This is a genomic window from Aeromonas simiae, from assembly GCF_000820125.1.
Lineage (GTDB): Bacteria > Pseudomonadota > Gammaproteobacteria > Enterobacterales > Aeromonadaceae > Aeromonas > Aeromonas simiae.
Map to the genome: position 1 here is coordinate 14,422 of NZ_CDBY01000081.1, position 23,043 is coordinate 37,464.

A 23,043-nucleotide genomic window follows, 5' to 3' on the forward strand; every position below is an offset into this window, starting at 1 on the left:
CTCGGATGTTGGTCAGCCACAGCCAATTGAAGCTTATTGAGACCCGCTGCCACCGAGCCCCAGCCAGTAAAAGAAGAGGGCTATCCACGACACAGGGCATCTTCTTTTCCCCTCCTTTTTAGCCCCCACGGCAAGGCGGAAGCGAAACCATGACTTATCACTCAATGCAGAATTAATCTGTTGTTTCATATATGGATATAGATCATGCTTCGACTTACCATGGCGGGCCCTGCCGGCTCTTCGCAGCCAAGAGCGGCCTGGCGAAACTCATGACATTTGATGCAAAGGATACGCAGCAATGAGTTTGATTGGTGTACTGTTTGCCGTCCTCGTGATCCTCGGTGGCAACATGATCGAGGGCGGGCACCCGAGCGCCCTGCTCGATCTGCCGGCCTTCATGATCGTGATCGGGGGAACCATAGGTGCGGCCATGACCCAATTCCCCTTCTCGGTCATCGGCGCCTCCATGAAACGCTTCAAGTGGCTGATAAGCCCCCTGCGCACCGACCTGCGCGCCCAATCCGAACTGCTGCAAGAGCTGGCTGGTAATGCCCGCCGCAACGGCATGCTGGCACTGGAGGGGATGCTCGATCAGATCCAGGATCCGTTCCTGCGCAAGGGGATCCAGATGATGGTCGACGGCTATGAAAAAGAGAAAATCCATGAAGTGCTGGAAAACGAGATCGAGTTCGAGCACGAAGACATAGAGCAGACCGTCAAATTCTATGAGGCCATGGGCGGCTACTGCCCCACCATGGGGATCGTCGGGGCTGTGTTTGGCCTGATCCACGCCATGGGGCTGCTGGATGCCCCGGACAAGCTCGGCGGCGCCATCGCCGTGGCCTTTATCGCCACCATCTACGGGGTATCGGCGGCCAACCTCATCTTTCTCCCCTTCGGCAACCGCTATAAAGCCTTTGCCCATCAGATCCGCCACTACAAGGAGATGACCCTCACCGGCATCATGTGCATCATGGATGGTGAATCTCAGCAGCGCCTGCAGATCAGCCTGAGCCCCTACACAGGAGAAGATGGCAATGAAAAAGAAAAAGGCTGAAGCGCCCGAGAACCATGAGCGCTGGCTGGTCTCCTATGCCGACTTCATGACCCTGTTGTTCGCCCTTTTCGTGGTGCTCTACTCCTTCGCCATGGCCAAGCAGTCCGAGGTGCGGGTCATCATTCAGGGCTTTATCCAGTCGCTCGGCAAGATTGGGCTCATCTCGCCGCCAGCCGGCTCCCCCGTCTTGCAGGGCGGCACCGGCATCCTCGAGCCAGAATCACGCAGCACCGTCAGCACCGAGAACAAACCAAGCGTGATGGAGAGCGATCACGCCCCCGCCTCCGACCCCATCAATGAGACCATAGGCCAGTCGGCCAAGCCGGATCAGACCAACTCCTGGCCCCATCCCAGCCCGGAGACCCAGGGTTGGATCAAACAGAGCAAAGATAAGCTGGAGCACAGTCTCAAGAGCCAGATCGAAAGCAAGGAGATCGAGGTGGAGCAGCTCGGCAGCCAGCTGGTGATCCGCATCGGCGAGAAGGCGCTGTTTCCCGCCGATTCCGCCTTCCTGCAACCCCAGTTCATCCCGCTGCTGGAGAAGATCGCCACTGTGCTGACCACCATTCCGGGCTCGGTCACCGTGACCGGGCATACCGACAACTCCACGCCTCCAGCCGAGCTTTACCGGGACAACTGGGAGCTGTCGGTGCTGCGCGCCGCCGCCGTGGTACACACCCTGATCACCAACAAGGAGCTCGCCGCCAGCCGTATCGTCGCTCAGGGGCGCGCCGATGCCCAGCCTCGCTTTGCCAACGACAACCCGGAGCATCGCCAGGCCAACCGCCGCGTCGAGATCACCTTGTCGCAGGGCTCCCCCAGCGAGCAGCAGCTTCCTATGCTCCACTAGAGTCTCAATAGCGGTAAAAGCCCTTCAAATGAGAAGGATTTTTATTTACCAAATAAAAACATGACCACCATCAAGCGTTACGATTAATTAAAAAACATCACAAACGCATCACGTTACGCTATCAAGCAGTTACATAAGATGACATCATTACCCTGCCGTTTCACTCTTCGGTAGGGAACACCGCATATGTTGTCTGGAGTCATAGCGCAACACTGGGCTTTCACTGTCTATGTGATTGCCGCTTTTGCCATTTGCTTCACCATGATCGGCCTCGCAGCCCTGCTGGGTGGCCGCGCCAAGGGACGAGCCAAGAACAAGCCTTTCGAATCGGGCGTCGACTCTGTCGGCAACGCCCGCTTACGCTTTTCTGCCAAGTTCTATCTGGTTGCCATGTTCTTCGTCATCTTCGACGTCGAAGCCCTCTATCTCTTTGCCTGGTCGGTCTCGGTGCGCGAGAGCGGCTGGGTCGGCTTTGCCGAAGCCGCCATTTTCATTGTGTTGCTGCTGGTCGGCCTACTCTATCTGTGGCGCATCGGCGCCCTCGAGTGGTCGCCCAAGAAAAAGCCGCTCAACCAGCACCAGGATTAACGCCTTTTCTGAGGTTTGCGCATGAAGTACACCCTGACCCGGATCGACCCAGACGCGCCCATCGAGCGCTATCCGCAAGAACAACGCCAGACTGTAGACGATCCTCTGGCCCAGCACGCCGAGCGGGGCATCCTGCTCGGGCGGGTGGAAGAGGTGTTGCACGACGCCGTCAACTGGGGCCGCAAGAACTCACTGTGGCCCTATAACTTCGGCATCTCCTGCTGCTATGTGGAGATGTGCACCGCCTTCACCTCTCCCCACGACGTGGCCCGCTTCGGGGCCGAGGTCATCCGCGCTTCGCCGCGCCAGGCGGACTTCATGGTGATCGCCGGCACCCCCTTCATCAAGATGGCCCCGGTCATCCAGCGCCTCTATGAGCAGCTGCTCGAGCCCAAGTGGGTCATCTCCATGGGCGCCTGTGCCAACTCAGGGGGCATGTATGACATCTACTCCGTGGTGCAAGGGGTCGACAAGTTCCTGCCGGTCGACGTCTACATTCCGGGCTGCCCGCCCCGTCCCGAGGCCTTCCTCGAAGCCCTGATGCTGTTGCAGGACTCCATTGGCAAGGAGCGCCGCCCCCTCTCCTGGGTCGCCGGCGATCAGGGGATCTACCGTCCCCAGCTGGAAGCGCTCAAAGAACGCAAGCGTGGCGAGCGGATCGCCGTGAAGAACCTGCGCACCCCGGACGAGAGCTGATATGCGACTGACCAACCAATTTCCGACCAATCCCGCGATGGCGCTCTGGCAACCGAGCGACCATCTGGACGCACCGATCCTGGGTGAGCTGTTCGCCCACTTCGGGGCCGAACGCTTCACCGTGCAGAGCACCCGCACCGGGGTGCCGGTGCTCTGGCTGCCGCGCGAACTGCTCATCGACGTGCTGCGTTTCGTCAAGCGCCAACCCAAGCCGTTTGTGATGCTCTACGACCTGCACGGGGTCGACGAGCGGATGCGCAGCCACCGCGAAGGGTTGCCGGCGGCCGACTTCACCGTCTTCTATCACCTGATCTCCATCGACCGTAACAGCGATCTGATGCTCAAGGTGGCGCTGCAAGAGAGCGATCTGCATCTGCCGACCGCCACCGGCGAGTTCCCCAACGCCAACTGGTACGAGCGCGAAGTGTGGGATCTGCTGGGGATCACCTTCGACGGCCACCCGCACCTGACCCGCATCATGATGCCCAAGAGCTGGCAAGGGCACCCGCTGCGCAAAGACTACCCGGCGCGCGCCACCGAGTTTGATCCCTTCATGCTCGATGCCGCCAAGCAGGACATGGAGCAGGAGAACCTGCTGTTCAAACCCGAAGAGTGGGGCATGGCCCGTGGCAACGAGAACGAGGACTACATGTTCCTGAACCTCGGCCCGAACCACCCCTCCGCCCACGGGGCGTTTCGCCTAGTGCTGCAACTCGACGGCGAAGAGATCCGCGACTGTGTGCCCGATATCGGTTATCACCACCGCGGCGCCGAGAAGATGGGTGAGCGCCAGTCCTGGCACAGCTACATCCCCTACACCGACCGGGTCGAGTACCTGGGCGGCGTGATGAACAACCTCCCCTACGTGCTCTCGGTCGAGAAGCTGGCCGGCATCAAGGTGCCGCAGCGGGTCGACATGATCCGGGTGATGCTGGCCGAGCTGTTCCGCATCCAGAGCCACCTGCTGTTCATCGGCACCTACATCCAGGACGTGGGGGCCATGACCCCGGTCTTCTTCACCTTCACCGACCGCCAGCGCATCTACAACATCATCGAGGCGATCACCGGGGCGCGGATGCACCCGGCCTGGTTCCGCATCGGTGGAGTGGCGCACGATCTGCCCAAGGGGTGGCGCCAGCTCATCAAGGAGAACCTGCTCGACTGGCTGCCCGCCCGCCTCAAGGATTACGAGAAGGCGGCCATGCGCAACAGCATCCTCAAGGGGCGCACCATAGGCGTCGCCGCCTACTCGACTGAGCAGGCGCTGGCCTGGGGCACGACCGGCGGTGGCCTGCGCGCCACCGGCCTCAATTTCGATATCCGCAAGTGGCGTCCCTACTCGGGTTACGACCAGTTCGAGTTCGAGGTGCCGGTGGGCGCCAACGGTGATGCCTACGATCGCGCCCTGGTGCGTCTCGAGGAGATGCGCCAGAGCATGCGCATCATCGCCCAGTGCGTCGAGCACATGCCGGAGGGGCCGTTCAAGGCCGATCACCCGCTCACCACGCCCCCCCCGAAGGAGCGCACCCTGCAGCACATCGAGACCCTCATCAACCACTTCCTGCAAGTGTCATGGGGGCCTGTGATGCCCGCCGCCGAGTCATTCCAGATGATCGAGGCGACCAAGGGGGTCAACAGCTACTACCTGACCAGTGACGGCTCCACCATGAGCTACCGCACCCGGGTGCGGACACCGAGTTTTGCCCACTTGCAGCAGATCCCCTCGGTGATCCGCGGCCAGATGGTGTCGGATCTCATCGTCTATCTGGGCAGTATCGATTTCGTTATGTCGGATGTGGATCGCTAAGCCATGAGCCACCAGCAATGTCAGTGCCAAAGCGGCGCATTACAACAAGATGCACACGGGTGCCAGGGCAAGGACGCCTTCGTCCTCTCCGACGCCGAGCGTGATGCCATCACCCATGAAAAACACCACTACGAGGACCCCAGGGCCGCCAGCATAGAGGCACTCAAGATAGTGCAGCAGGCCCGCGGCTGGGTGCCCGACGGCGCCATTCCCGCCATCGCCGCCGAGCTGGGGATCCCGGCCAGCGACGTGGAGGGGGTCGCCACCTTCTACAGCCAGATCTTCCGCCAGCCGGTCGGGCGCCACATCATCCGCGTCTGCGACAGCATGGTTTGCTACATCAACGGCCATGAGGGGGTGCTCGCCACCCTCAAGGACGAACTCGGGATAGCGCCGGGCCAGACCAGCAGCGACGGGCGCTTCACCCTGCTGCCGGTCTGCTGCCTCGGCAACTGCGACAAGGGGCCGGCCATGATGATCGACGATGACACCTACGGTGGTCTGGATGCCGCCGCGCTCAAGCAGACGCTGGAGGGCTACCAATGAGACTCTCCTCACTGGGCACCGCCAACCGCACGGCGCGCGCGGCCGAGACCCACCCGCTCACCTGGCGGCTGCGCGATGACGGCCAGCCGGTATGGCTGGACGAATACCAGAGCAAACAGGGCTACGACGCCGCCCGCAAGGCCCTCACCCAGATGAGCCCGGACGAGATCGTCGGCACCGTCAAGGATGCCGGCCTCAAGGGGCGTGGCGGCGCCGGCTTCCCGACCGGCGTGAAGTGGGGGTTGATGCCCAAGGACGAGAGCCTGAACCTGCGCTACCTGCTGTGCAACGCCGACGAGATGGAGCCCAACACCTACAAGGATCGGCTGCTGATGGAGCAACTGCCCCACCTGCTGATCGAGGGGATGATCATCAGTGCCAAGGCGCTCAAAGCCTACCGCGGCTACATCTTCCTGCGCGGAGAGTACGTCGATGCGGCAGCCAACCTGCGCCGCGCGGTGATCGAGGCCAAGGCTGCCGGCCTGCTCGGCAAGAACATCCTCGGCTCGGGCTTTGACTTCGAGCTGTTCGTGCACACCGGCGCCGGCCGCTACATCTGCGGCGAGGAGACGGCCCTCATCAACTCGCTGGAGGGGCGCCGAGCCAACCCGCGTGCCAAACCCCCCTTCCCCGCCGTCTCCGGCGTCTGGGGCAAGCCCACCTGCGTCAACAACGTCGAGACCCTGTGCAACGTGCCGGCCATCGTCGGCAACGGCGTGACCTGGTACCAGGGGCTGGCACTGGCCGGCTCCGAGGATCACGGCACCAAGCTGATGGGCTTCTCCGGCAAGGTGAAAAACCCGGGGCTGTGGGAGCTGCCTTTTGGCATCACCGCCCGCGAACTGTTCGAGGAGTATGCCGGCGGCATGCGCGACGGCTATCGCCTCAAGGCATGGCAGCCGGGCGGCGCCGGCACCGGCTTCCTGCTGCCCGAACACCTCGATGCCCAGATGTACACCGCCGGTATCGGCAAGGTCGGCACCCGGATGGGAACCGGCCTCGCCATGGCGGTGGACGACAGCATCAACATGGTCTCGCTGCTGCGCAACATGGAGGAGTTCTTCGCCCGCGAATCGTGCGGCTGGTGTACCCCATGCCGTGACGGCCTGCCGTGGAGCGTCAAGCTGCTGCGCGCCATCGAACTCGGCGAGGGGCAAAGCGGCGATATCGAGACCCTGGAGCGCCTGTGCCGCCAGCTCGGCCCAGGCAAGACCTTCTGTGCCCACGCCCCCGGCGCCGTCGAGCCACTCGGCAGCGCCATCAAGTACTTCCGCTCGGAGTTCGAGGCAGGGATCAAGGGTGCGGGTGACAACCGTAAGGCAATCAAGGGCGTACAGCCCAACCTGCTGGATCAACGCTGGTAGGAAGCGGCCCGGAAGGCTCCGGGCTCGCATCCATCCCACCCGTACCGGTAGTTCGTTGCGAAGGAATCATGCTGTATGGCAACCATTCATGTTGATGGCAAGGAATATGAAGTCGACGGAGCAGACAACCTGCTGCAAGCCTGTCTCTCCCTTGGCTTGGATATCCCCTATTTCTGCTGGCACCCGGCGCTCGGCAGCGTCGGTGCCTGCCGCCAGTGTGCGGTGAAACAGTACCAAAATGCCGATGACAAGCGCGGCCGCCTGGTCATGTCGTGCATGACCCCGGCCAGCGACGGCACCTATATCGCCATCGAGGACGAAGAGGCGAAAGAGTTCCGCCAGAGCGTGGTGGAGTGGCTGATGACCAACCACCCCCACGACTGCCCGGTCTGTGAAGAGGGGGGCGCCTGCCACCTGCAAGACATGACGGTGATGACGGGCCATAACAGCCGTAGCTACCGCTTCACCAAGCGCACCCACCAGAACCAGGATCTCGGCCCCTTCGTGGCCCACGAGATGAACCGCTGCATCGCCTGCTACCGCTGCGTCCGTTACTACAAGGACTATGCCGGCGGCGAGGATCTCGGCGTCTACGGCGCCCACGACAACGTCTACTTCGGCCGGGTCGAGAGCGGCACCCTAGAGAGCGAGTTCTCCGGCAACCTGGTCGAGGTCTGCCCGACCGGGGTGTTCACCGACAAGACCCACTCCGAGCGGTTCAACCGCAAATGGGACATGCAGTTCGCCCCCAGCGTCTGCCAGCAGTGCTCGGTGGGCTGCAACATCAGCCCGGGCGAGCGCTACGGCGAGCTGCGCCGCATCGAGAACCGCTACCACGGCGCCATCAACCACTACTTCCTGTGCGACCGCGGCCGCTTCGGCTATGGCTGGGTCAACCGGGAAGACCGGCCGCGCCAGCCGCTGCTGCGCGACGGTGACAGCCGCCTCAGCATCACCCGCGAGGGCGGAATCAACCGCGCCGCCGACGCCCTGCGCTCGGCCCGTGGCGTGATCGGCATCGGCTCGCCACGCGCCAGCCTCGAGAGCAACTTCGCCCTGCGCGAGCTGGTCGGCGCCGAGCGCTTCTCCAGCGGCATCGAGCGCAGCGAGTGGGAGTGCCTGACCCTGATGCACACAGTGCTGACCGAGGGCGGCGTGCGCACCCCGAGCCTGCGCGACATGGAGGAGGCCGACGCCATCCTGATCCTCGGCGAAGACGTCACCCAAAGTGCCGCCCGCATCGCGCTGGCCCTGCGCCAGGCGGTCAAGGGCAAGGCGCGGGAAAAGGCCAAGGCAATGAAGGTCGACCAGTGGCAGGTCGCCGCCGTGGCGACCCTGGGTCAGCACGATCGCTGGCCGCTGCTCATCACCGGCACCCACCCGAGCCGGTTGGATGACGTGGCCGAGGCCACCTGGCACGGCGCCCCGGTCGATCAGGCCCGCCTCGGCTTTGCCATCGCCCACCAGCTCTGTGGCAGTGCCCCCGCGGTCACCGATCTGGACGAGACCACCGCCGCCCTGGCCCACCAGTGGGCCGAGCTGCTGGCTGGCGCCAAGAAACCGCTCATCATCGCCGGCGCCCAGGCGCGTACCCCGGCACTGATTGAGGCGGCCGCCAACCTCTCCCGCGCCCTCAAGCAGCGCGGCCAGGAGGCCGAGCTGGCGCTGGTCGGCGCCGAAGTCAACTCCCTCGGTCTGGCCATGCTCGGCGGCATGCCGCTCGAGGCCGCCTTCGAGGCCATCGAGACCGAGGCAGACCAGACCCTGCTGGTGCTGGAGAACGATCTCTACCGCCGCGCCCCGCGTGAGCGGGTCGATGCCGCGCTGAGCCGACTGCATCAGCTCATCGTCATCGATCATCAGGAGACCGCCACCACAGCGCGGGCCAACCTGGTGCTGCCGGCCGCCACCTTCGCCGAAGGGGATGGCACCCAGATCAACATGGAGGGGCGCGCCCAGCGCCTGTTCCAGGTGTTCGATCCCCACTGGTATCAGCCGGATGTGCTGGTACAGGAGAGCTGGCGCTGGCTGAGCGCGCTGGAAGGCGCCTTGCTGGGCAAGGCGCCGCGCTGGGCCAAGTGGAGCGACGTCTGCCACGCCTGCATCGACGCCTATCCGGTACTGGCCCCGATGACCGAGCCGGCCCCCAACGCCGGCCTGCGCATCCGCGGCATGAAGCTGGCCCGTGAGCCGCACCGCTACAGCGGCCGCACCTCCATGCTGGCCGACCGCAACGTACACGAGCCGCGGGTGGCGCAAGATCAAGACTCGCCGTTCGTCTTCTCCATGGAAGGCTACGCCGGTGCCCGCCAGCCGCTGTCCCAGGTGCCGTTTGCCTGGGCGCCAGGGTGGAACTCGCCCTCGGCCTGGAACAAATTCCAAGACGAGGTGGGCGGCCACCTGCGCGCCGGTGACCCGGGTCGTCGCCTGATTGAACCAGGCCACGACACCCTGACCTGGTTCCAGGCCCCGGCCCCCTTCAGCGCCCCCGCCAGCGGGTTGCAGGTGGTGAGCCTCGCTCGCCTGTTCGGCAGCGAAGAGCTCTCGGCCAAAAGCCCAGTCTTCCAGCAGCGCATGGGGGTGCCGGAAGGGCTGCTGAGCCCGGCCGATGCCGCCCGCCTGCAAGTGCAAGATGGCCAGAAGATCGCCTTCAGCTGGGGCGGTAACCACTGGCAATGCCTGGTGCGGGTGAGCGAGCACTTCCCGACCGGTCTGGTCGGCCTGCCGCTTGGCATGGAGGGTCTGCCGACCGCCATGCACCACGCCGTGCTTCACGATCTCAAGGAGGCGATCGCATGAGCGACGAACTGCTGAACCTGCTGATGGAGGTGGGCAAGGCGCTGGTGATCCTGGTGGCCGTGATCGGGGCCGGCGCCTTCATGAGCTTCATCGAGCGGCGCCTGCTGGGGCTGTGGCAGGATCGCCACGGCCCCAACCGGGTGGGCCCGTTCGGCCTGCTGCAACTGGCAGCGGACATGATCAAGATGTTCTTCAAGGAGGACTGGATCCCGCCGTTCGCCGATCGCCGCCTGTTCGTGCTGGCGCCCATCATTGCCTTCACCGCCTTCATCCTGGCCTTCGCCGTGGTGCCGGTGACCCCCACCTGGGGCGTCGCCGATCTCAACGTCGGCCTGCTCTACATCCTGGCCATCGCCGGGATGGCGGTGTACGCGGTGCTGTTTGCCGGCTGGTCGAGCAACAACAAGTACTCCCTGCTCGGCAGCCTGCGCGCCTCGGCCCAGACCCTCTCCTACGAGGTGTTCCTCGGTCTGTCGCTGATGGGCATCGTCATCCAGACCGGCAGCTTCAACCTGCGCGACATCGTCGAGGCCCAAGCGGGACTGTGGAACATAGTGCCCCAGTTCCTCGGCTTCATTACCTTCCTGTTCGCCGGCGTGGCGGTGACCCACCGTCACCCTTTCGATCAACCGGAAGCCGAGCAGGAGCTGGCCGACGGCTACCACATCGAGTACGCCGGCATGAAGTGGGGTCTGTTCTTCGTGGGTGAGTACATCGGCATCGTGCTGATCTCCTCGCTCATCGTGACCCTCTTCTTCGGCGGTTGGCACGGCCCCTGGCTGCCCCCCATCCTCTGGTTCGCCTTGAAGACGGCCTGTTTCATCGTCTTCTTCATCCTGCTGCGGGCCTCCCTGCCGCGCCCGCGCTTCGATCAGGTGATGGCGTTCGGCTGGAAGGTGTGTCTGCCCCTGACCCTGCTCAACATGCTGGTCACCGGGGCACTGGTGTTGGTCAATGCGTGAGGCGAGATGAGATGAAGATCGTCAGTATTATCAAGGGAGTCGGCTCCCAACTGCGCAGCCTGGCCATGGTGTTTTCCCACTCCTGGCGCCCGCGCGAAACCCTGAACTATCCGGAGCAGGCGGTGCCGCTCCCTCCGCGCTATCGCGGCCGCATCGTGCTGACCCGCGATCCGGACGGCGACGAGCGCTGCGTGGCATGCAACCTGTGCGCCGTGGCCTGCCCGGTCGGCTGCATCTCGCTGCAAAAGTCCGAACGCGAGGACGGCCGCTGGTACCCGGAGTTCTTTCGCATCAACTTCTCGCGCTGCATCTTCTGCGGTCTGTGCGAGGAAGCCTGCCCGACCACGGCAATCCAGCTCACCCCGGATTTCGAGATGGGCGAGTATCGCCGCCAGGATCTGGTGTACGAGAAAGAGGATCTCCTCATCAGCGGCCCGGGCAAGTACCCGGATTACAACTTCTACCGCATGAGCGGGATGGCCATCGACGGCAAGCCCAAGGGCGCCGCCGAGAACGAAGCCAAGCCCATCGATGTGAAGAGCCTGTTGCCCTGAGGAGCCTGCATGGAACTGCTTTTTTATATGGCGGCGTTGGTCGCCGTTTACTCCACCCTGAGGGTCATCAGCACCAGCAACCCGATGCATGCGCTGCTGAACCTCATCGTCTCCCTCATCGCGGTGGCCATCATCTTCTTCACCCTGGGCGCCTCATTCGCCGGGGCCATGCAGGTGATCGTCTATGCCGGCGCCATCATGGTGCTGTTCGTGTTCGTGGTGATGATGCTCAACCTCGGCTCGGCCAAGGAGCAGGAGAAGCTGTGGCTCTCTCCGGCCACCTGGGTCGGCCCGGCCCTGCTCTCGACCCTGCTGCTGGCGTTTCTCGCCTACGGCATCCTCGGGGTGACCGGCGGCCAGCTCGGCAGCGCCGAGGTGACCGCCAAGCAGGTGGGCATCAGCCTGTTCGGCCCCTATGTCATCGCCGTCGAGCTCGCCTCCATCCTGCTGCTGGCCGGTCTCATCACCGCCTGGCACCTGGGGCGCGAGGAGAAGCCGGGCGAGGTGCTTTCGGTGCCGAAACAGAAAGAACAACAAGGAGGTGAGGCGTGATCGACATTCCCATGGAGCATGGCCTGCTGCTGGCAGCCGTCCTCTTTTGCATCGGCCTGTGCGGTCTGCTGATCCGGCGCAACCTGCTGTTCATCCTGATGAGCATCGAGATCATGATGAACGCCTCGGCGCTGGCCTTCGTAGTGGCCGGCAGCCGCTGGCTGCAACCTGACGGCCAGATCATGTACATCCTGGTGATTTCCCTGGCAGCCGCCGAGGCCAGTATCGGACTGGCGCTGGTGCTGCTGCTCTACCGTCGTTACCACACCTTGAACGTGGATACTGTGAGCGAGATGCGCGGATGAGCCTGCTAACCCTGACTTTCGTTTACCCCTTGCTCGGCTGGCTGCTGCTGGCCTTCTCCCAGGGCCGCTGGAGCGAGCAACGCGCCGCGCTGGTCGGCGTGGGCAGCATCGGCCTCTCGGCGCTCACCACCCTGTGGGTCGGCATCGATTTTATCGGTAACCCGCCCGAGGGGGGCGTCTTCAGCCAGACCCTGTGGCAGTGGATTGCCGTCGGCAACTTCACCCCCGCCTTCACCCTGTCACTGGATGGGCTGTCGCTCACCATGATGGGGGTGGTGACCGGGGTGGGCTTCTTCATCCACCTGTTCGCCTCCTGGTACATGCGCGGCGAAGAGGGGTATTCGCGCTTCTTCGCCTACACCAACCTCTTCATCGCCAGCATGATCTTCCTGGTGCTGGCCGACAACCTGCTGTTTGTCTACCTGGGCTGGGAAGGGGTGGGGCTGTGCAGCTACCTGCTGATCGGCTTCTACTACCGGGATCGTAACAACGGCGCTGCCGCCCTCAAGGCGTTCGTGGTGACCCGGGTGGGCGACGTTTTCCTCGCCATCGGCCTGTTCATCCTCTACCGGGAGCTCGGCACCCTCAACGTGCACGAGCTGCTGGTGCGCGCCCCTGCCATGCTCGAGCAGGGCTCGCCGGCCCTCGAACTGGCCTGCCTGATGCTGCTCGGCGGCGCGGTCGGTAAGTCCGCCCAGTTGCCGCTGCAAACCTGGCTGGCCGACGCCATGGCCGGCCCGACCCCGGTCTCGGCGCTGATCCACGCGGCCACCATGGTGACGGCGGGGGTCTATCTCATCGCCCGCACCCACGGCCTGTTTGTGATGGTGCCGGACGTGCTGCACCTGGTCGGCGTGGTCGGGGCCATCACCCTGCTGCTGGCCGGCTTCGCCGCCCTGGTGCAGACCGACATCAAGCGCATCCTGGCCTACTCGACCATGAGCCAGATCGGCTACATGTTCCTGGCCCTCGGGGTCGGCGCCTGGCAAGGGGCCATCTTCCACCTGATGACCCACGCCTTCTTCAAGGCGCTGCTGTTCCTCTCGTCGGGCTCGGTGATCCTCGCCTGCCACCACGAGCAGAACATCTTCCGCATGGGGGGGCTGAGAAAGCGCCTGCCGCTGGTCTATCTCTGCTTCCTGGTGGGGGGGGCGGCCCTCTCGGCCCTGCCGCTGGTCACCTCGGGCTTTTACAGTAAGGACGCCATCCTGTGGCAGGTGCAGGCCTCGGGGCAACAGACCCTGCTGCTGGCCGGTCTGGTGGGGGCCTTCCTCACCTCCCTCTATACCTTCCGCCTGATCTTCATCGCCTTCCACGGTAAGGAGAAGATCCAGGCCCACGCCGGTCACGGGCTGGCCCATCATCTGCCGCTGCTGGTGCTGCTGGTGCTCTCCACCGCGGTGGGCGCCCTGATCGTGCCGCCGCTGGCCGGCGTGCTGCCGGCCGGCCCCGGCGATCATCTCGAAGAGGGGCGCCACAGCCTGGAAATACTGTCGGGCATCGTTGCGATAGCGGGCATTGCCCTGTCGGCCCTGCTGTTTCTCGGCGAGCGCCGCCTCACCACGGCGCTGGGCCAGAGCGCGCTCGGCCGCCCGGTCGCCAGCCTGTGGCTGCACGCCTGGGGGTTTGACTGGCTCTATGATCGCCTGTTCGTGCGGCCGTTCCTGGCCCTGGCCCGCCTGAGCGGCCCGGACCCGGTCGATCGGGTGATGGGCTGGAGTGCCACCCTGGCCCTGCTGGGTAACCGTCTGGTGGCGTTGACCGTCACCGGCAAGCTGCGCTGGTACGCCGCGTCCATCGGCATGGGCGCCGTACTGGTGCTGGCCGTGCTGTTGTTGGTGTGACGGCGCTGCCGTCACCGCATTAAGAGAGGATATCGTGACTCTACTCCTAATCCTGCTCATCCCCTTCATCGGCGGCCTGCTCTGCTGGCAGGGTGAGCGCTTTGGCGCCCATTTCGTGCGCTGGGTGGCGCTGGTGTCGATGACGACGGTGCTGGTGCTGGCCGGGGCCCTCTGGCTCGGCGGCACCTATGCCCTGCCGCAAAGCGGCGTCATTCAGTGGGCCGCCGAGCTGCGCCTTGCCTGGATCCCGCGTTTTGGCATCGATCTGCACCTGGCGGTCGACGGTCTCTCCATCCTGATGGTGGTGCTCACCGCCTTCATCGGCGTGCTGGCCATCCTCTGCTCCTGGAAGGAGATCGTGCAGCGGGTGGGCTTTTTCCACCTCAACCTGCTGTGGATCCTGGGCGGCGTGCTCGGCGTCTTCATGGCGGTGGATCTGTTCCTGTTCTTCTTCTTCTGGGAGATGATGCTGGTGCCCATGTACTTCCTGATCGCCCTGTGGGGCCATTCGGTCAGTGACGGCAAGTCGCGCATCAACGCGGCCACCAAGTTCTTCATCTACACCCAGGCCAGCGGCCTCATCATGCTGGTGGCCATCATCGGTCTGGTGCTGACCCACTACCACGCCACCGGTACCATCACCTTCAACTATCAGGATCTGCTGCACACCGAGATGAGCGAAGGGATGCAGTGGGCGCTGATGCTCGGCTTCTTCATCGCCTTCGCGGTCAAGATGCCGCTGGTGCCGCTGCACGGCTGGCTGCCGGACGCCCACAGCCAGGCGCCGACCGCCGGCTCGGTGGATCTGGCCGGCATCCTGCTAAAGACCGCCGCCTATGGCCTGCTGCGCTTTGCCCTGCCGCTGTTCCCCGAGGCGTCGGCGGCGTTTGCCCCCTACGCCATGCTGTTTGGCCTGGTGGGGATCGTCTACGGTGCCCTGGCCGCCTTCGCCCAGACCGACATCAAGCGCCTGGTGGCCTACACCAGCATCTCCCACATGGGCTTTGTGATGATCGCCATCTACTCGGGCACCGAGCTGGCCATCCAGGGCGCCGTGGTGCAGATGATCGCCCACGGTCTCTCGGCGGCCGGCCTGTTTATCCTGTGCGGCCAGCTCTATGAGCGCCTGCATACCCGCGATCTGCGCGAGATGGGCGGCCTGTGGAGCCGGCTGCGCTACCTGCCCGGCGTGATGATGTTCTTCGCGGTGGCCTCGCTCGGCCTTCCGGGTACCGGCAACTTCGTCGGCGAGTTCCTGATCCTGCTCGGCAGCTTCCCGGTCGCCCCGCTGATGACCATCCTCGCCACCTTCGGTTTGGTGTTGGCCTCGGTCTATTCACTCATCATGCTGCATCGCGCCAGCTTCGGCCCGGCCAAGAGCAGCAGCCCGCTGCAGGCCCTCGATGGCCGTGAGGTGACCATGATGCTGGTGCTGGCCGGCCTTCTTATCCTGCTCGGCCTCTACCCGCAACCCGTGCTGGATACCGCCAGCGCCAGTGTGGCCCAAGTGATGCACTGGTATGTGTCCCCCTCTGCCGGAGCCCTGCAATGACGTTTACTGCTTCTCAACTGCTGGCCCTGCTGCCCCTGCTGCTCACCAGCGCCACCCTGGTGGCGCTGATGCTGGCCATCGCCTGGCGGCGCAACCACGAGTTCGCCTTCATGGTGACCATCGCCGGCCTCAACGCCGCGCTCCTCTCGGTGCCCTTGGTGATGGGGCTCGGCACCCAGCAGGTCACCCCGCTGCTGGTCATCGACAGCTACGCCCTGTTCTATTCGGCGCTGGTGCTGGTCGGGGCGCTGGCCACCTGCACCTTCGCCCGCAGCTGGCTCAAGACCCTGCCGGACAACCGCGAGGAGTTCTACCTGCTGCTGCTGATCGCCACCGCTGGGGGGCTGGTGCTGGCCGGCTCGCGCCATCTCGCCTCCCTGTTTATCGGTATCGAGATGCTGACCCTGCCCATGTTCGGCCTGGTCGCCTATGCCCGTGGCGAGCGCCACAGCCTGGAGGCCGGCGTGAAGTACATGGTGCTCTCGGCCGCCTCCACCGGTTTTCTGCTGTTTGGCATGGCCCTGCTCTATGCCCAGGCCGGCAGCCTGAGTTTTGCCGACATCGGCAAGACCCTGACCACCAGCCCCGAGCACCATCCACTGCTGCTCGGCGGCATCGGCATGATGCTGGTGGGCTTTGGTTTCAAGCTCTCGCTGGCGCCGTTCCACCTGTGGACCCCGGACGTCTACGAGGGCTCACCGGCCCCGGTGGCGACCTTCCTGGCCACCGTCAGCAAGGTCGCCGTGTTCTGCGTGCTGCTGCGCTTCTACCTGGCGGTACCCGCCGCCGGTGACGCCGCCGTGCAGTGGCTACTGACCGCCATCGCCATCCTGTCGATCCTCATCGGCAACCTGCTGGCCCTGATGCAGAGCAACATCAAGCGGATGCTCGGCTACTCCTCCATCTCCCACTTCGGCTACCTGCTGACCGTGGTGGTGGCGAGCCGGCTGGGGCAGATCCCGGTCGAGGCGGCCGGTGTCTACCTGCTGATGTACCTCTTGACCAACCTGGGATCGTTTGGGGTGGTGAGCATGATGTCGAGCCCGTTCCACGGTAAGGATGCCGACAGCCTGCACCACTACCGCGGCCTGTTCTGGAAGCGCCCCTACCTGACTGCCGTGCTGACCGTCATGATGCTCTCGCTGGCCGGGATCCCGATGACCCTCGGCTTTATCGGCAAGTTCTATCTGGTCGGCGTGACCGTCGAAGCCAAGCTGTGGTGGCTGGCCGGCGCCATCGTGCTCGGCAGTGCCCTGGGTCTTTTCTACTACCTGCGGGTCATGGTCACCCTCTACCTGCGCGAACCCGGCATGCAGCGCCGCGACGCCGAGGCGGGCTGGCACCTCTCCTCGGGCGGCGTGGTGGTGCTGCTCTCCGCCATCCTGGTGGTGCTGCTCGGCATCCTGCCGCAACCGGTCATCTCGCTGGTGCGCGGTCTGATGACGATGCAGTTCTGACAAAAAGACCCCGGCCAAGGCCGGGGTCTTTTTTTACGCCACCTTCACCGGCAACGCGGGCGCTATGCCGCCCATGCAAGGCCAGATGCCAATCGCGTCCACTCGACCCCGTGCGTTTTTATCCCCCCAAAGGCCGGTTTTTCAGCATCCGCCTCGCCCAGCCCGACGTCGATCGCCGCCGGCTGTGGTACTATGAATGCCTCATGAGACATAACCAATCGAGTGATGGAACAGGATCAACTGCTAGAGCGCGCCCGCCTTCTGTGTGACCAGCGCGGACTTCGTTTCACTGCCACCCGGCAGCAGGTGTTGCGCCTGCTGGCCCGGCATGGCAATGCCATCAGCGCCTATGAATTGCTCGATCAGTTGCGCCTCACCGAGCCCAATGCCAAGCCGCCAACCATCTATCGCGCGCTCGATTTCTTACTAGAACAAGGTTTTGCCCATAAGGTAGAATCCCTCAACGCCTACCTGTTCTGCTGTCATTTCGATCACGCTCATCCTATGCAACTCCTCATCTGCGATCGCTGTGGCAACGTGGTCGAGCTGCACGACAACGCGATCGACAGTGCGTTTATGGAACAGGCTTCACTGTATGGCTTTACTATTACCAACAAGACCATAGAGGCACACGGTCAGTGTGCCCGCTGCACACCCAGTCAGGGGCATAAACATGAAGGCTGATTTCATCAATCCATTTCTCTTATCCCTGCTTAACGTCATGTCCACCATGGCCCAGCTCGAACTCAAACCCGGCAAGCCCAAGCGTAAAACCGATGAGCTGGCCCGTGGCGATATCTCCGGCCTCATTGGCATGGTGGGCCCGAAGACCCGTGGCTCACTCTCCATCAGCTTAGAGAAGCGACTGGCGCTCGAGATCATGCGCCGCATGCTGGGCGAGGCCCCCGCACACCTCAATGGCGAAGTGACGGACATGATTGGCGAGATCACCAACATGGTCGCCGGTGGCGCCAAGCGAATGTTGGGAGAAAAAGGCTATGAGTTCGACATGGCGACCCCCATCGTCGTCGCGGGGCCGAGCCATGCCATTACCCACAAGGCCGAAGGCATGAAGATCATGATGCCGTTCGAAAGTGAATTCGGGGGAGCAACCGTCGAGATCTGCTTCGAATAGGAGCCACGCCATGTGGAAGCTGTTGAAATGGATCTTCATCGGCTGGGCCGGGGTGCTTGTCCTGTGTGACATGCGCCTGCAGACCTCCATCTACCGCTACGAGGACAACCGGGTCGAGCTGCGGCTACCACGCTGGCAGGCCGACACCCCATGGGCCCGCCTGATCTGGCATGCCGGACAGTGGCAGTGGGACTGGTATGGTCTGGAAGGGGCGCGCCGCCCCCTCGACATCCCCCCCGAATAACGAAAAAGAAAAAGGGCCTGCAATTGCAGGCCCTTTTTTCATGGCGTGATGACTCAGACCGTCTTGGCCTCGACGCGCCCGGAGGAGCGAACCAGGATGCCAAGCCCGCAGGCGGCCAGGGTCGGCAGCAGCCAGGCCAGGCCCTTGTCAAACAGGGGCAGGAAGGAGAAGGTGTCCATCTTCACGCCGGCCGCACCCAGCCCATCCAGGCAGCCGAACAGGAAGGCGATGGTCAGCACCAGGCGGAAGGTGAGGGTCGGGCGACCGAACTGCTCCTTGAGGAAGGTGAGCAGCACCAGCGCCACCGCCACCGGGTAGATGGCGACCAGTACCGGGATGGAGAGGCTGATGAGCTGGCTCAGGCCCACGTTAGCGACCAGGGCACAGATGGCGCCCAGCAGCAGCACCAGCTTGCGATAAGCGACGCCAGTCAGGTTGTGGAAATAGTCGGAGCAGGCAGAGATCAACCCCACCGCCGTGGTAAAGCAGGCCAGGGTGATGATACCGGCCAGGATCAACTGACCCGGCTGACCGAACAGGCTCAGCACATAGGCACTGACGATGGCACCGCCGTTGCTCGCCTCGCTCACCACGCCCAGCGCCGTGTTGCCGAGCTGGAACAGGGAGACATAGACCACACACAGGCCGGTAGCAGAGATGGTGCCGGCAATGGCCAGATACTTGAACTGGCTGCGGTAGTCGGTGACGCCCTTCTGACGCAGCAGGTCGACGATGAGGGCACCGAACATCAGGGACGCCAAGGTGTCCATGGTGTTGTACCCCTCCAACATCCCCTTGATGAAGGGGCTATCGATGTAGTCGCCAGAGGCTTCCGGCATGGTGCCTTGCGGGGCGATCAGCACACCGGCGGCCAGCGCCAGCAGCAGCACGATCAGCACCGGAGTCAGCACCTTGCCGACGGCATCCATCAGCTTGCCCTGATTGAGGGAGACCAAAATGGCCAGCCCGAAGAAGATCAGGGTATAAAGAACCAGTCCCCCCTGACCCACTTCGCCCAGGAACGGCTTCAGACCCATTTCATAGGCCACCAGACCGGTACGGGGCGCGGCAAAGGCCGGGCCGATGATGATATAGATGGCCACCGCCAGCACGGTGGCGACCCCTGCCGGCAGCAGACGGGTCATGCCCGCCCACCCATCGCCCGCCTTGGCGACGGCGATGATGGTCACCAGCGGCAGACCCACGGCAGTGACCAAGAAGCCAAACATGGCCAGGGACATGTGCTCACCGGCCAGAAAACCGGCCAGGGGGGGGAAGATGATATTGCCAGCGCCCAAATAGAAGGCGAAGGTCATAAAGCCCAATCCGAGTACATCGGACAGTGTCAGTGATTTCGTCAAGGTCAACCTCGTCTGTCTTGTAACTTATTGCTTTTTTGTATTTTTTTGGCCCTACAGACCCCCTTGGGGAACGGTAGGCAAAAAAAAGGCGCCGCTGTTTTAATGACCTGAAGCAGTGATTTTTGCTGGTCTGGAGCGGTCGCCCGTTTTAACGTCAGAATAAAGGAGTGAGAAATAAGTTCAAGACGAAATTTACATCTTGAGATAGAAGGAAGAGGTTAGCTGGATATATCTTTCGCAATAACGACCATCAGCAGAATGGATCACGATTTGACCCTGTTTAATCGTGATTAATTCTCTGGAAAACAGCAATAAAACACGATTTGCCTCTTTCCCCTCCTTGCCGACCACTATTTCATCACATGCACAATGCAGATCATATCGTGCTGCGATATCCCGCAAACGTTCGCCCTCCTCGCGGGGAAGTACCAGCGCCACCCGCCCCTGTGGAGCCAGCAGGCGCTGACAGGCAGCCAGCAGATCGTGCTGGCTGAGGCTCCCCGTATGCCTGGCGCGGGCTCGCGCCGGATCGGCAAAGGACTGACCGGCATGGAAATAGGGGGGATTGGAGACGATGAGATCATACGGCCCGCCCTCGAACTGTTGTAAGGCGATTGGATGCACATGAATCTTATTAGGCCAGGGGGAGGCCAGCACATTCTCCTGCGCCTGCGCGGCGGCGGCAGGATCTATCTCGATCGCGTCGATCTGCACATCAGGGGCCGAGCGCTGGGCCAGCATCAGGGCAATGAGGCCGGAGCCGGTGCCGATATCGAGGATGCGCCGCACCCCGTCGAGCGGCGCCCAGGCGCCTAGCAGCACCCCGTCCGTCCCCACCTTCATGGCGCAGCGGTCATGGGCCACATGAAACTGTTTGAAGGTAAATCCAGGGCTTACCATTACACACTCCTACTGCACAGGGAGCGGATTATAGCGATTGTCGCCCTCTCGCCATAGGAGCCGGCCCCACTATCGCCTATAATGCGGCGTTTTCTCCGTAACCGAGTATCGCCATGAGCATGTCCTTCGACGACTTCGACCTGCACCCAGCCCTCAACCAGGCCCTGGCCGACATGGGCTTCACCCGCCCCACGACCATCCAGCAGATGGTGCTGGAGCCGGCCCTGGACGGCCGCGATATTCTGGCCTCTGCACCGACCGGCACCGGCAAGACCGCCGGTTTCCTGCTGCCTGCCTTGCAGCATCTGCTCGATTTTCCGCGCCGCAAACCCGGCCCTTGCCGTGTGCTGGTGCTGACACCGACCCGTGAGCTGGCGTTGCAGGTGACCGCCCACGCCAAGGCGCTGGCCGCCCATACCTCACTCGCGGTCGAGACCATCATCGGCGGTGTCTCCCACGAGGAGCAGCGCCCGGCCATGACCCGTACCACCGACATCGTAGTCGCCACCCCGGGCCGCCTGCTCGAGTACATCAATGCCGGCGAGTTCGAGAGCGATGACATCGAGATCCTGGTGCTGGACGAAGCGGATCGCATGCTCGACATGGGCTTCATCGACGACGTCGGCCGCATCGTGGCCGAAGCGCGCTATCGCAAGCACACTCTGCTCTTCTCCGCGACCTTGGAAGGGGCGGGCCTGACCCGCTTTGCCAATGAGATCCTCAAGGAGCCGGTCGAACTGCACGCCGAACCGCCGCGCAGTGAACGCCGCAAGATCACCCAATGGATCCACCTGGCCGACGACGCGGCCCACAAGCTGGCGCTGCTGACCCACATACTGCGCGACCCCGAGACCAAGAAGGCCATCATCTTCGTCAAGACCCGTGAGCGGCTGGCCGAACTCGCGGGCCAGTTGCAGACCGCAGAGATCCCCTGCGCCTGGATCCGTGGCGAGATGGAGCAGGAGAAGCGCGTCGAGGCGATCCGCAAGTTCAGCGAGGGGGATGTCCCCTTCCTCATCGCCACCGACGTGGCCGCCCGCGGTATCGACCTGCCGAACGTCAGCCATGTCATCAACTACGACATGCCCTACAGCGCCGACGTCTATGTGCACCGCATCGGCCGCACCGGCCGCGCCGGTAACCGCGGTTGCGCCATCAGCCTGACCGAAGCCCATGACATGGCGGTGGTCGCCAAGATCGAACGCTACACCGAGGAGCGCCTCAAGCGCCGGGTGATCGACGAGCTGCGCCCCAAGCACAAAGAGGCCAAGGTGCCCACCAAGAAGAAAAAGCCCAAGGAGGACAAGAAAAAGTCCGCCAAGAAGAAGGGCAAGAAGCGCTAATAAAAAACAGGCCGGGGAAACCCGGCCTGTTGCTTGATGACGCTCAGGCGTCGAAGTGAGTGGCAGTCGCCTCGCCAGGGGGGATCACCGGCATCTGCCCGTCGGTAAAGATGTCGCGATAGGCGACATAGACGGAGTAGTTGAGCATCGGGATCACCACCAATAACCCCACCACGAGCAGCATACTGCTCAGGAGCAACAGCACGCAGGCCAGCAGGCTCCAAGTCAGGAAGGGCCACATGTTGCGCAGACAGCCGACGAAACTCAGCCACAGGGCGCGGTGAACCGGGACTTTCTGCAACAAAATCAGCGCCGGCGCAAAGGTCACCGCCATCAACAGTGGCACCGCCATTAACATACTCAGCGAGATGGCCAGCAGTACGGCCCGAATCTCGTCCACCGTGAACGTGAGATTGATCGCCTCGCGGGACTGCAACAGCTGGACCGGGTCCCAGTGGCTGAGCAGCGCCGAGCTGAGGATCTCAATGGGCAGCAGCGCCAGGATCAACACCACGCCGCCAGCCAGCAGTGGCCGAAACTGCTGACGAAAGCCGGTGAACAGATCGTCGAAGCGGATCTTCTGCTCCCGCCAAGCCCGCTCGGCTGCCGCCATCCACCCTGCCATCCACACCATATAAAGCAGATTGGAGATCACGCCGCCAATGGGCAGCATCTCCAACAACAAACCGATGGCCAGCCAGCAAAGCAACATGCCGACGCTAGCTCCCCGCCCATGAAGAAAGAGAGTGAACCCGCCACGGGTCCAGTACCAGCCACGACCAATAGGATGGCGACGCGGCATGGGGTGAGTCTGCATAAACGGGCTCCTTGAAAAACAAGCCGTTGATTTTATATGAGAAGAATGAATATACCATGAGTGTTTTGGCGTGATTGCTGCACCCTTGAGCAGAAAGGGGCCGACTTGGCCCCTCTTTACCGTTAAAATCCGCCCATTGTTGCCATCGCGGAGGCCTCATGCGCACCCGTCTGCTGTTCATCCTGTTGTCGCTTTCCCTCGCGCTCAACCTGATCCTGCTCATCCCCTTCCCCGTGTTCGAGCGTGCCGCCGACGTCGACACCAGCGTCACCCCACAGGAAGAGATGCCACTGTCCCCCCCTTGCCCGGC

The 23,043-nt window shown here is 63.3% G+C and carries 22 protein-coding genes; 19 read left to right on the plus strand and 3 right to left on the minus strand.

The genetic code is table 11. The annotated features are described in order from the left end of the window. The first annotated feature begins 298 nt into the window (after positions 1 to 298). The 18 genes from BN1134_RS16530 (at position 299) to BN1134_RS16615 (ending at position 18,312) form a co-directional block, all read left to right on the plus strand. On the plus strand, positions 299 to 1,057 hold the full coding sequence (locus tag BN1134_RS16530; RefSeq protein ID WP_042048563.1) for a flagellar motor protein: 759 nt from the start codon (positions 299 to 301) through the stop codon (positions 1,055 to 1,057). After that, positions 1,032 to 1,907: a MotB family protein gene (locus BN1134_RS16535; protein WP_042048564.1), complete on the plus strand. Its 876-nt coding sequence runs from the start codon at positions 1,032 to 1,034 to the stop codon at positions 1,905 to 1,907. The genes BN1134_RS16530 and BN1134_RS16535 overlap by 26 nt, the downstream gene beginning before the upstream one ends. A 186-nt stretch (positions 1,908 to 2,093) precedes the next feature. After that, the gene (locus BN1134_RS16540) at positions 2,094 to 2,495 is read left to right on the plus strand and encodes an NADH-quinone oxidoreductase subunit A (protein WP_042048565.1); all 402 of its coding nucleotides are present in this window, start codon (positions 2,094 to 2,096) and stop codon (positions 2,493 to 2,495) included. Positions 2,496 to 2,516: 21 nt separating this feature from the next. Continuing rightward, complete coding sequence (locus BN1134_RS16545) at positions 2,517 to 3,191, plus strand: NuoB/complex I 20 kDa subunit family protein (RefSeq protein WP_042048566.1); 675 nt, start codon at positions 2,517 to 2,519, stop codon at positions 3,189 to 3,191. A 1-nt stretch (position 3,192) separates the two neighbouring features. Beyond that, positions 3,193 to 4,998: an NADH-quinone oxidoreductase subunit C/D gene (nuoC, locus tag BN1134_RS16550; protein WP_042048569.1), complete on the plus strand. Its 1,806-nt coding sequence runs from the start codon at positions 3,193 to 3,195 to the stop codon at positions 4,996 to 4,998. A 3-nt stretch (positions 4,999 to 5,001) separates the two neighbouring features. Further along, complete coding sequence (nuoE, locus tag BN1134_RS16555) at positions 5,002 to 5,544, plus strand: NADH-quinone oxidoreductase subunit NuoE (protein WP_084214849.1); 543 nt, start codon at positions 5,002 to 5,004, stop codon at positions 5,542 to 5,544. Beyond that, positions 5,541 to 6,908 carry an NADH-quinone oxidoreductase subunit NuoF gene (nuoF, locus tag BN1134_RS16560; RefSeq protein WP_042048570.1) on the plus strand — a complete coding sequence of 456 codons (1,368 nt, stop codon included), beginning with the start codon at positions 5,541 to 5,543 and terminating at the stop codon, positions 6,906 to 6,908. The genes nuoE and nuoF overlap by 4 nt, the downstream gene beginning before the upstream one ends. 75 nt (positions 6,909 to 6,983) lie before the next feature. Then, positions 6,984 to 9,707, plus strand: coding sequence for an NADH-quinone oxidoreductase subunit NuoG (nuoG, locus tag BN1134_RS16565; protein WP_042048571.1), 2,724 nt, complete (start codon positions 6,984 to 6,986; stop codon positions 9,705 to 9,707). Further along, a complete protein-coding gene (gene nuoH / locus BN1134_RS16570) occupies positions 9,704 to 10,669 on the plus strand; it encodes an NADH-quinone oxidoreductase subunit NuoH (protein WP_042048572.1) in 966 nt (321 codons plus the stop codon). Before nuoG ends, nuoH begins: the two co-directional genes overlap by 4 nt. Positions 10,670 to 10,680: 11 nt before the next feature. Then, positions 10,681 to 11,223, plus strand: a complete 543-nt coding sequence (nuoI, locus tag BN1134_RS16575) for an NADH-quinone oxidoreductase subunit NuoI (RefSeq protein WP_042048574.1) — start codon at positions 10,681 to 10,683, stop codon at positions 11,221 to 11,223. Between the two features lie 9 nt (positions 11,224 to 11,232). After that, positions 11,233 to 11,775: an NADH-quinone oxidoreductase subunit J gene (nuoJ, locus tag BN1134_RS16580; protein ID WP_042048575.1), complete on the plus strand. Its 543-nt coding sequence runs from the start codon at positions 11,233 to 11,235 to the stop codon at positions 11,773 to 11,775. Further along, positions 11,772 to 12,080 carry an NADH-quinone oxidoreductase subunit NuoK gene (gene nuoK, locus BN1134_RS16585; RefSeq protein ID WP_156991844.1) on the plus strand — a complete coding sequence of 103 codons (309 nt, stop codon included), beginning with the start codon at positions 11,772 to 11,774 and terminating at the stop codon, positions 12,078 to 12,080. The genes nuoJ and nuoK overlap by 4 nt, the downstream gene beginning before the upstream one ends. Further along, positions 12,077 to 13,924 (plus strand): NADH-quinone oxidoreductase subunit L, encoded by a 1,848-nt coding sequence (nuoL, locus tag BN1134_RS16590; protein WP_042048577.1) that lies wholly within the window; start codon positions 12,077 to 12,079, stop codon positions 13,922 to 13,924. Before nuoK ends, nuoL begins: the two co-directional genes overlap by 4 nt. A 34-nt stretch (positions 13,925 to 13,958) precedes the next feature. After that, positions 13,959 to 15,476: an NADH-quinone oxidoreductase subunit M gene (gene nuoM / locus BN1134_RS16595; RefSeq protein ID WP_042048578.1), complete on the plus strand. Its 1,518-nt coding sequence runs from the start codon at positions 13,959 to 13,961 to the stop codon at positions 15,474 to 15,476. Then, positions 15,473 to 16,933, plus strand: coding sequence for an NADH-quinone oxidoreductase subunit NuoN (nuoN, locus tag BN1134_RS16600; RefSeq protein ID WP_042048579.1), 1,461 nt, complete (start codon positions 15,473 to 15,475; stop codon positions 16,931 to 16,933). Before nuoM ends, nuoN begins: the two co-directional genes overlap by 4 nt. 225 nt (positions 16,934 to 17,158) lie before the next feature. Next, positions 17,159 to 17,617: a zinc uptake transcriptional repressor Zur gene (gene zur / locus BN1134_RS16605; protein WP_042048580.1), complete on the plus strand. Its 459-nt coding sequence runs from the start codon at positions 17,159 to 17,161 to the stop codon at positions 17,615 to 17,617. Then, on the plus strand, positions 17,607 to 18,068 hold the full coding sequence (locus BN1134_RS16610; protein ID WP_042048581.1) for a chemotaxis protein CheX: 462 nt from the start codon (positions 17,607 to 17,609) through the stop codon (positions 18,066 to 18,068). Before zur ends, BN1134_RS16610 begins: the two co-directional genes overlap by 11 nt. A gap of 10 nt (positions 18,069 to 18,078) precedes the next feature. After that, positions 18,079 to 18,312, plus strand: a complete 234-nt coding sequence (locus BN1134_RS16615) for a hypothetical protein (RefSeq protein ID WP_042048582.1) — start codon at positions 18,079 to 18,081, stop codon at positions 18,310 to 18,312. A gap of 53 nt (positions 18,313 to 18,365) precedes the next feature. Here BN1134_RS16615 and brnQ read toward each other — a convergent pair whose 3' ends face one another. Continuing rightward, the gene (gene brnQ / locus BN1134_RS16620; protein ID WP_042048583.1) at positions 18,366 to 19,628 is read right to left on the minus strand and encodes a branched-chain amino acid transport system II carrier protein; all 1,263 of its coding nucleotides are present in this window, start codon (positions 19,626 to 19,628) and stop codon (positions 18,366 to 18,368) included. A 237-nt stretch (positions 19,629 to 19,865) separates the two neighbouring features. Further along, positions 19,866 to 20,573, minus strand: a complete 708-nt coding sequence (locus BN1134_RS16625) for a tRNA1(Val) (adenine(37)-N6)-methyltransferase (protein ID WP_042048585.1) — start codon at positions 20,571 to 20,573, stop codon at positions 19,866 to 19,868. A gap of 113 nt (positions 20,574 to 20,686) precedes the next feature. Between BN1134_RS16625 and srmB the strand changes: the two genes are divergently transcribed. Further along, positions 20,687 to 21,916: an ATP-dependent RNA helicase SrmB gene (gene srmB / locus BN1134_RS16630; RefSeq protein WP_042048586.1), complete on the plus strand. Its 1,230-nt coding sequence runs from the start codon at positions 20,687 to 20,689 to the stop codon at positions 21,914 to 21,916. A 43-nt stretch (positions 21,917 to 21,959) separates the two neighbouring features. On the opposite strand, the gene BN1134_RS16635 is transcribed toward srmB, so the two are convergent. Continuing rightward, the gene (locus BN1134_RS16635) at positions 21,960 to 22,733 is read right to left on the minus strand and encodes a BPSS1780 family membrane protein (protein WP_042048587.1); all 774 of its coding nucleotides are present in this window, start codon (positions 22,731 to 22,733) and stop codon (positions 21,960 to 21,962) included. Positions 22,734 to 23,043 lie beyond the last annotated feature (310 nt).

Coding starts and splice junctions, on each gene's coding strand:
- BN1134_RS16610 (WP_042048581.1), top strand. CDS start 17,607: ATGAAGGCTGATTTCATCAATCCATTTCTCTTATCCCTGCTTAACGTC.
- nuoG (WP_042048571.1), top strand. CDS start 6,984: ATGGCAACCATTCATGTTGATGGCAAGGAATATGAAGTCGACGGAGCA.
- nuoC (WP_042048569.1), top strand. CDS start 3,193: ATGCGACTGACCAACCAATTTCCGACCAATCCCGCGATGGCGCTCTGG.
- zur (WP_042048580.1), top strand. CDS start 17,159: ATGGAACAGGATCAACTGCTAGAGCGCGCCCGCCTTCTGTGTGACCAG.
- BN1134_RS16535 (WP_042048564.1), top strand. CDS start 1,032: ATGGCAATGAAAAAGAAAAAGGCTGAAGCGCCCGAGAACCATGAGCGC.
- nuoL (WP_042048577.1), top strand. CDS start 12,077: ATGAGCCTGCTAACCCTGACTTTCGTTTACCCCTTGCTCGGCTGGCTG.
- BN1134_RS16545 (WP_042048566.1), top strand. CDS start 2,517: ATGAAGTACACCCTGACCCGGATCGACCCAGACGCGCCCATCGAGCGC.
- BN1134_RS16540 (WP_042048565.1), top strand. CDS start 2,094: ATGTTGTCTGGAGTCATAGCGCAACACTGGGCTTTCACTGTCTATGTG.
- BN1134_RS16635 (WP_042048587.1), bottom strand. CDS start 22,733: ATGCAGACTCACCCCATGCCGCGTCGCCATCCTATTGGTCGTGGCTGG.
- BN1134_RS16615 (WP_042048582.1), top strand. CDS start 18,079: ATGTGGAAGCTGTTGAAATGGATCTTCATCGGCTGGGCCGGGGTGCTT.
- BN1134_RS16530 (WP_042048563.1), top strand. CDS start 299: ATGAGTTTGATTGGTGTACTGTTTGCCGTCCTCGTGATCCTCGGTGGC.
- nuoI (WP_042048574.1), top strand. CDS start 10,681: ATGAAGATCGTCAGTATTATCAAGGGAGTCGGCTCCCAACTGCGCAGC.
- nuoN (WP_042048579.1), top strand. CDS start 15,473: ATGACGTTTACTGCTTCTCAACTGCTGGCCCTGCTGCCCCTGCTGCTC.
- nuoH (WP_042048572.1), top strand. CDS start 9,704: ATGAGCGACGAACTGCTGAACCTGCTGATGGAGGTGGGCAAGGCGCTG.
- nuoJ (WP_042048575.1), top strand. CDS start 11,233: ATGGAACTGCTTTTTTATATGGCGGCGTTGGTCGCCGTTTACTCCACC.
- BN1134_RS16625 (WP_042048585.1), bottom strand. CDS start 20,573: ATGGTAAGCCCTGGATTTACCTTCAAACAGTTTCATGTGGCCCATGAC.
- nuoE (WP_084214849.1), top strand. CDS start 5,002: ATGAGCCACCAGCAATGTCAGTGCCAAAGCGGCGCATTACAACAAGAT.
- nuoF (WP_042048570.1), top strand. CDS start 5,541: ATGAGACTCTCCTCACTGGGCACCGCCAACCGCACGGCGCGCGCGGCC.
- srmB (WP_042048586.1), top strand. CDS start 20,687: ATGAGCATGTCCTTCGACGACTTCGACCTGCACCCAGCCCTCAACCAG.
- brnQ (WP_042048583.1), bottom strand. CDS start 19,628: ATGACCTTCGCCTTCTATTTGGGCGCTGGCAATATCATCTTCCCCCCC.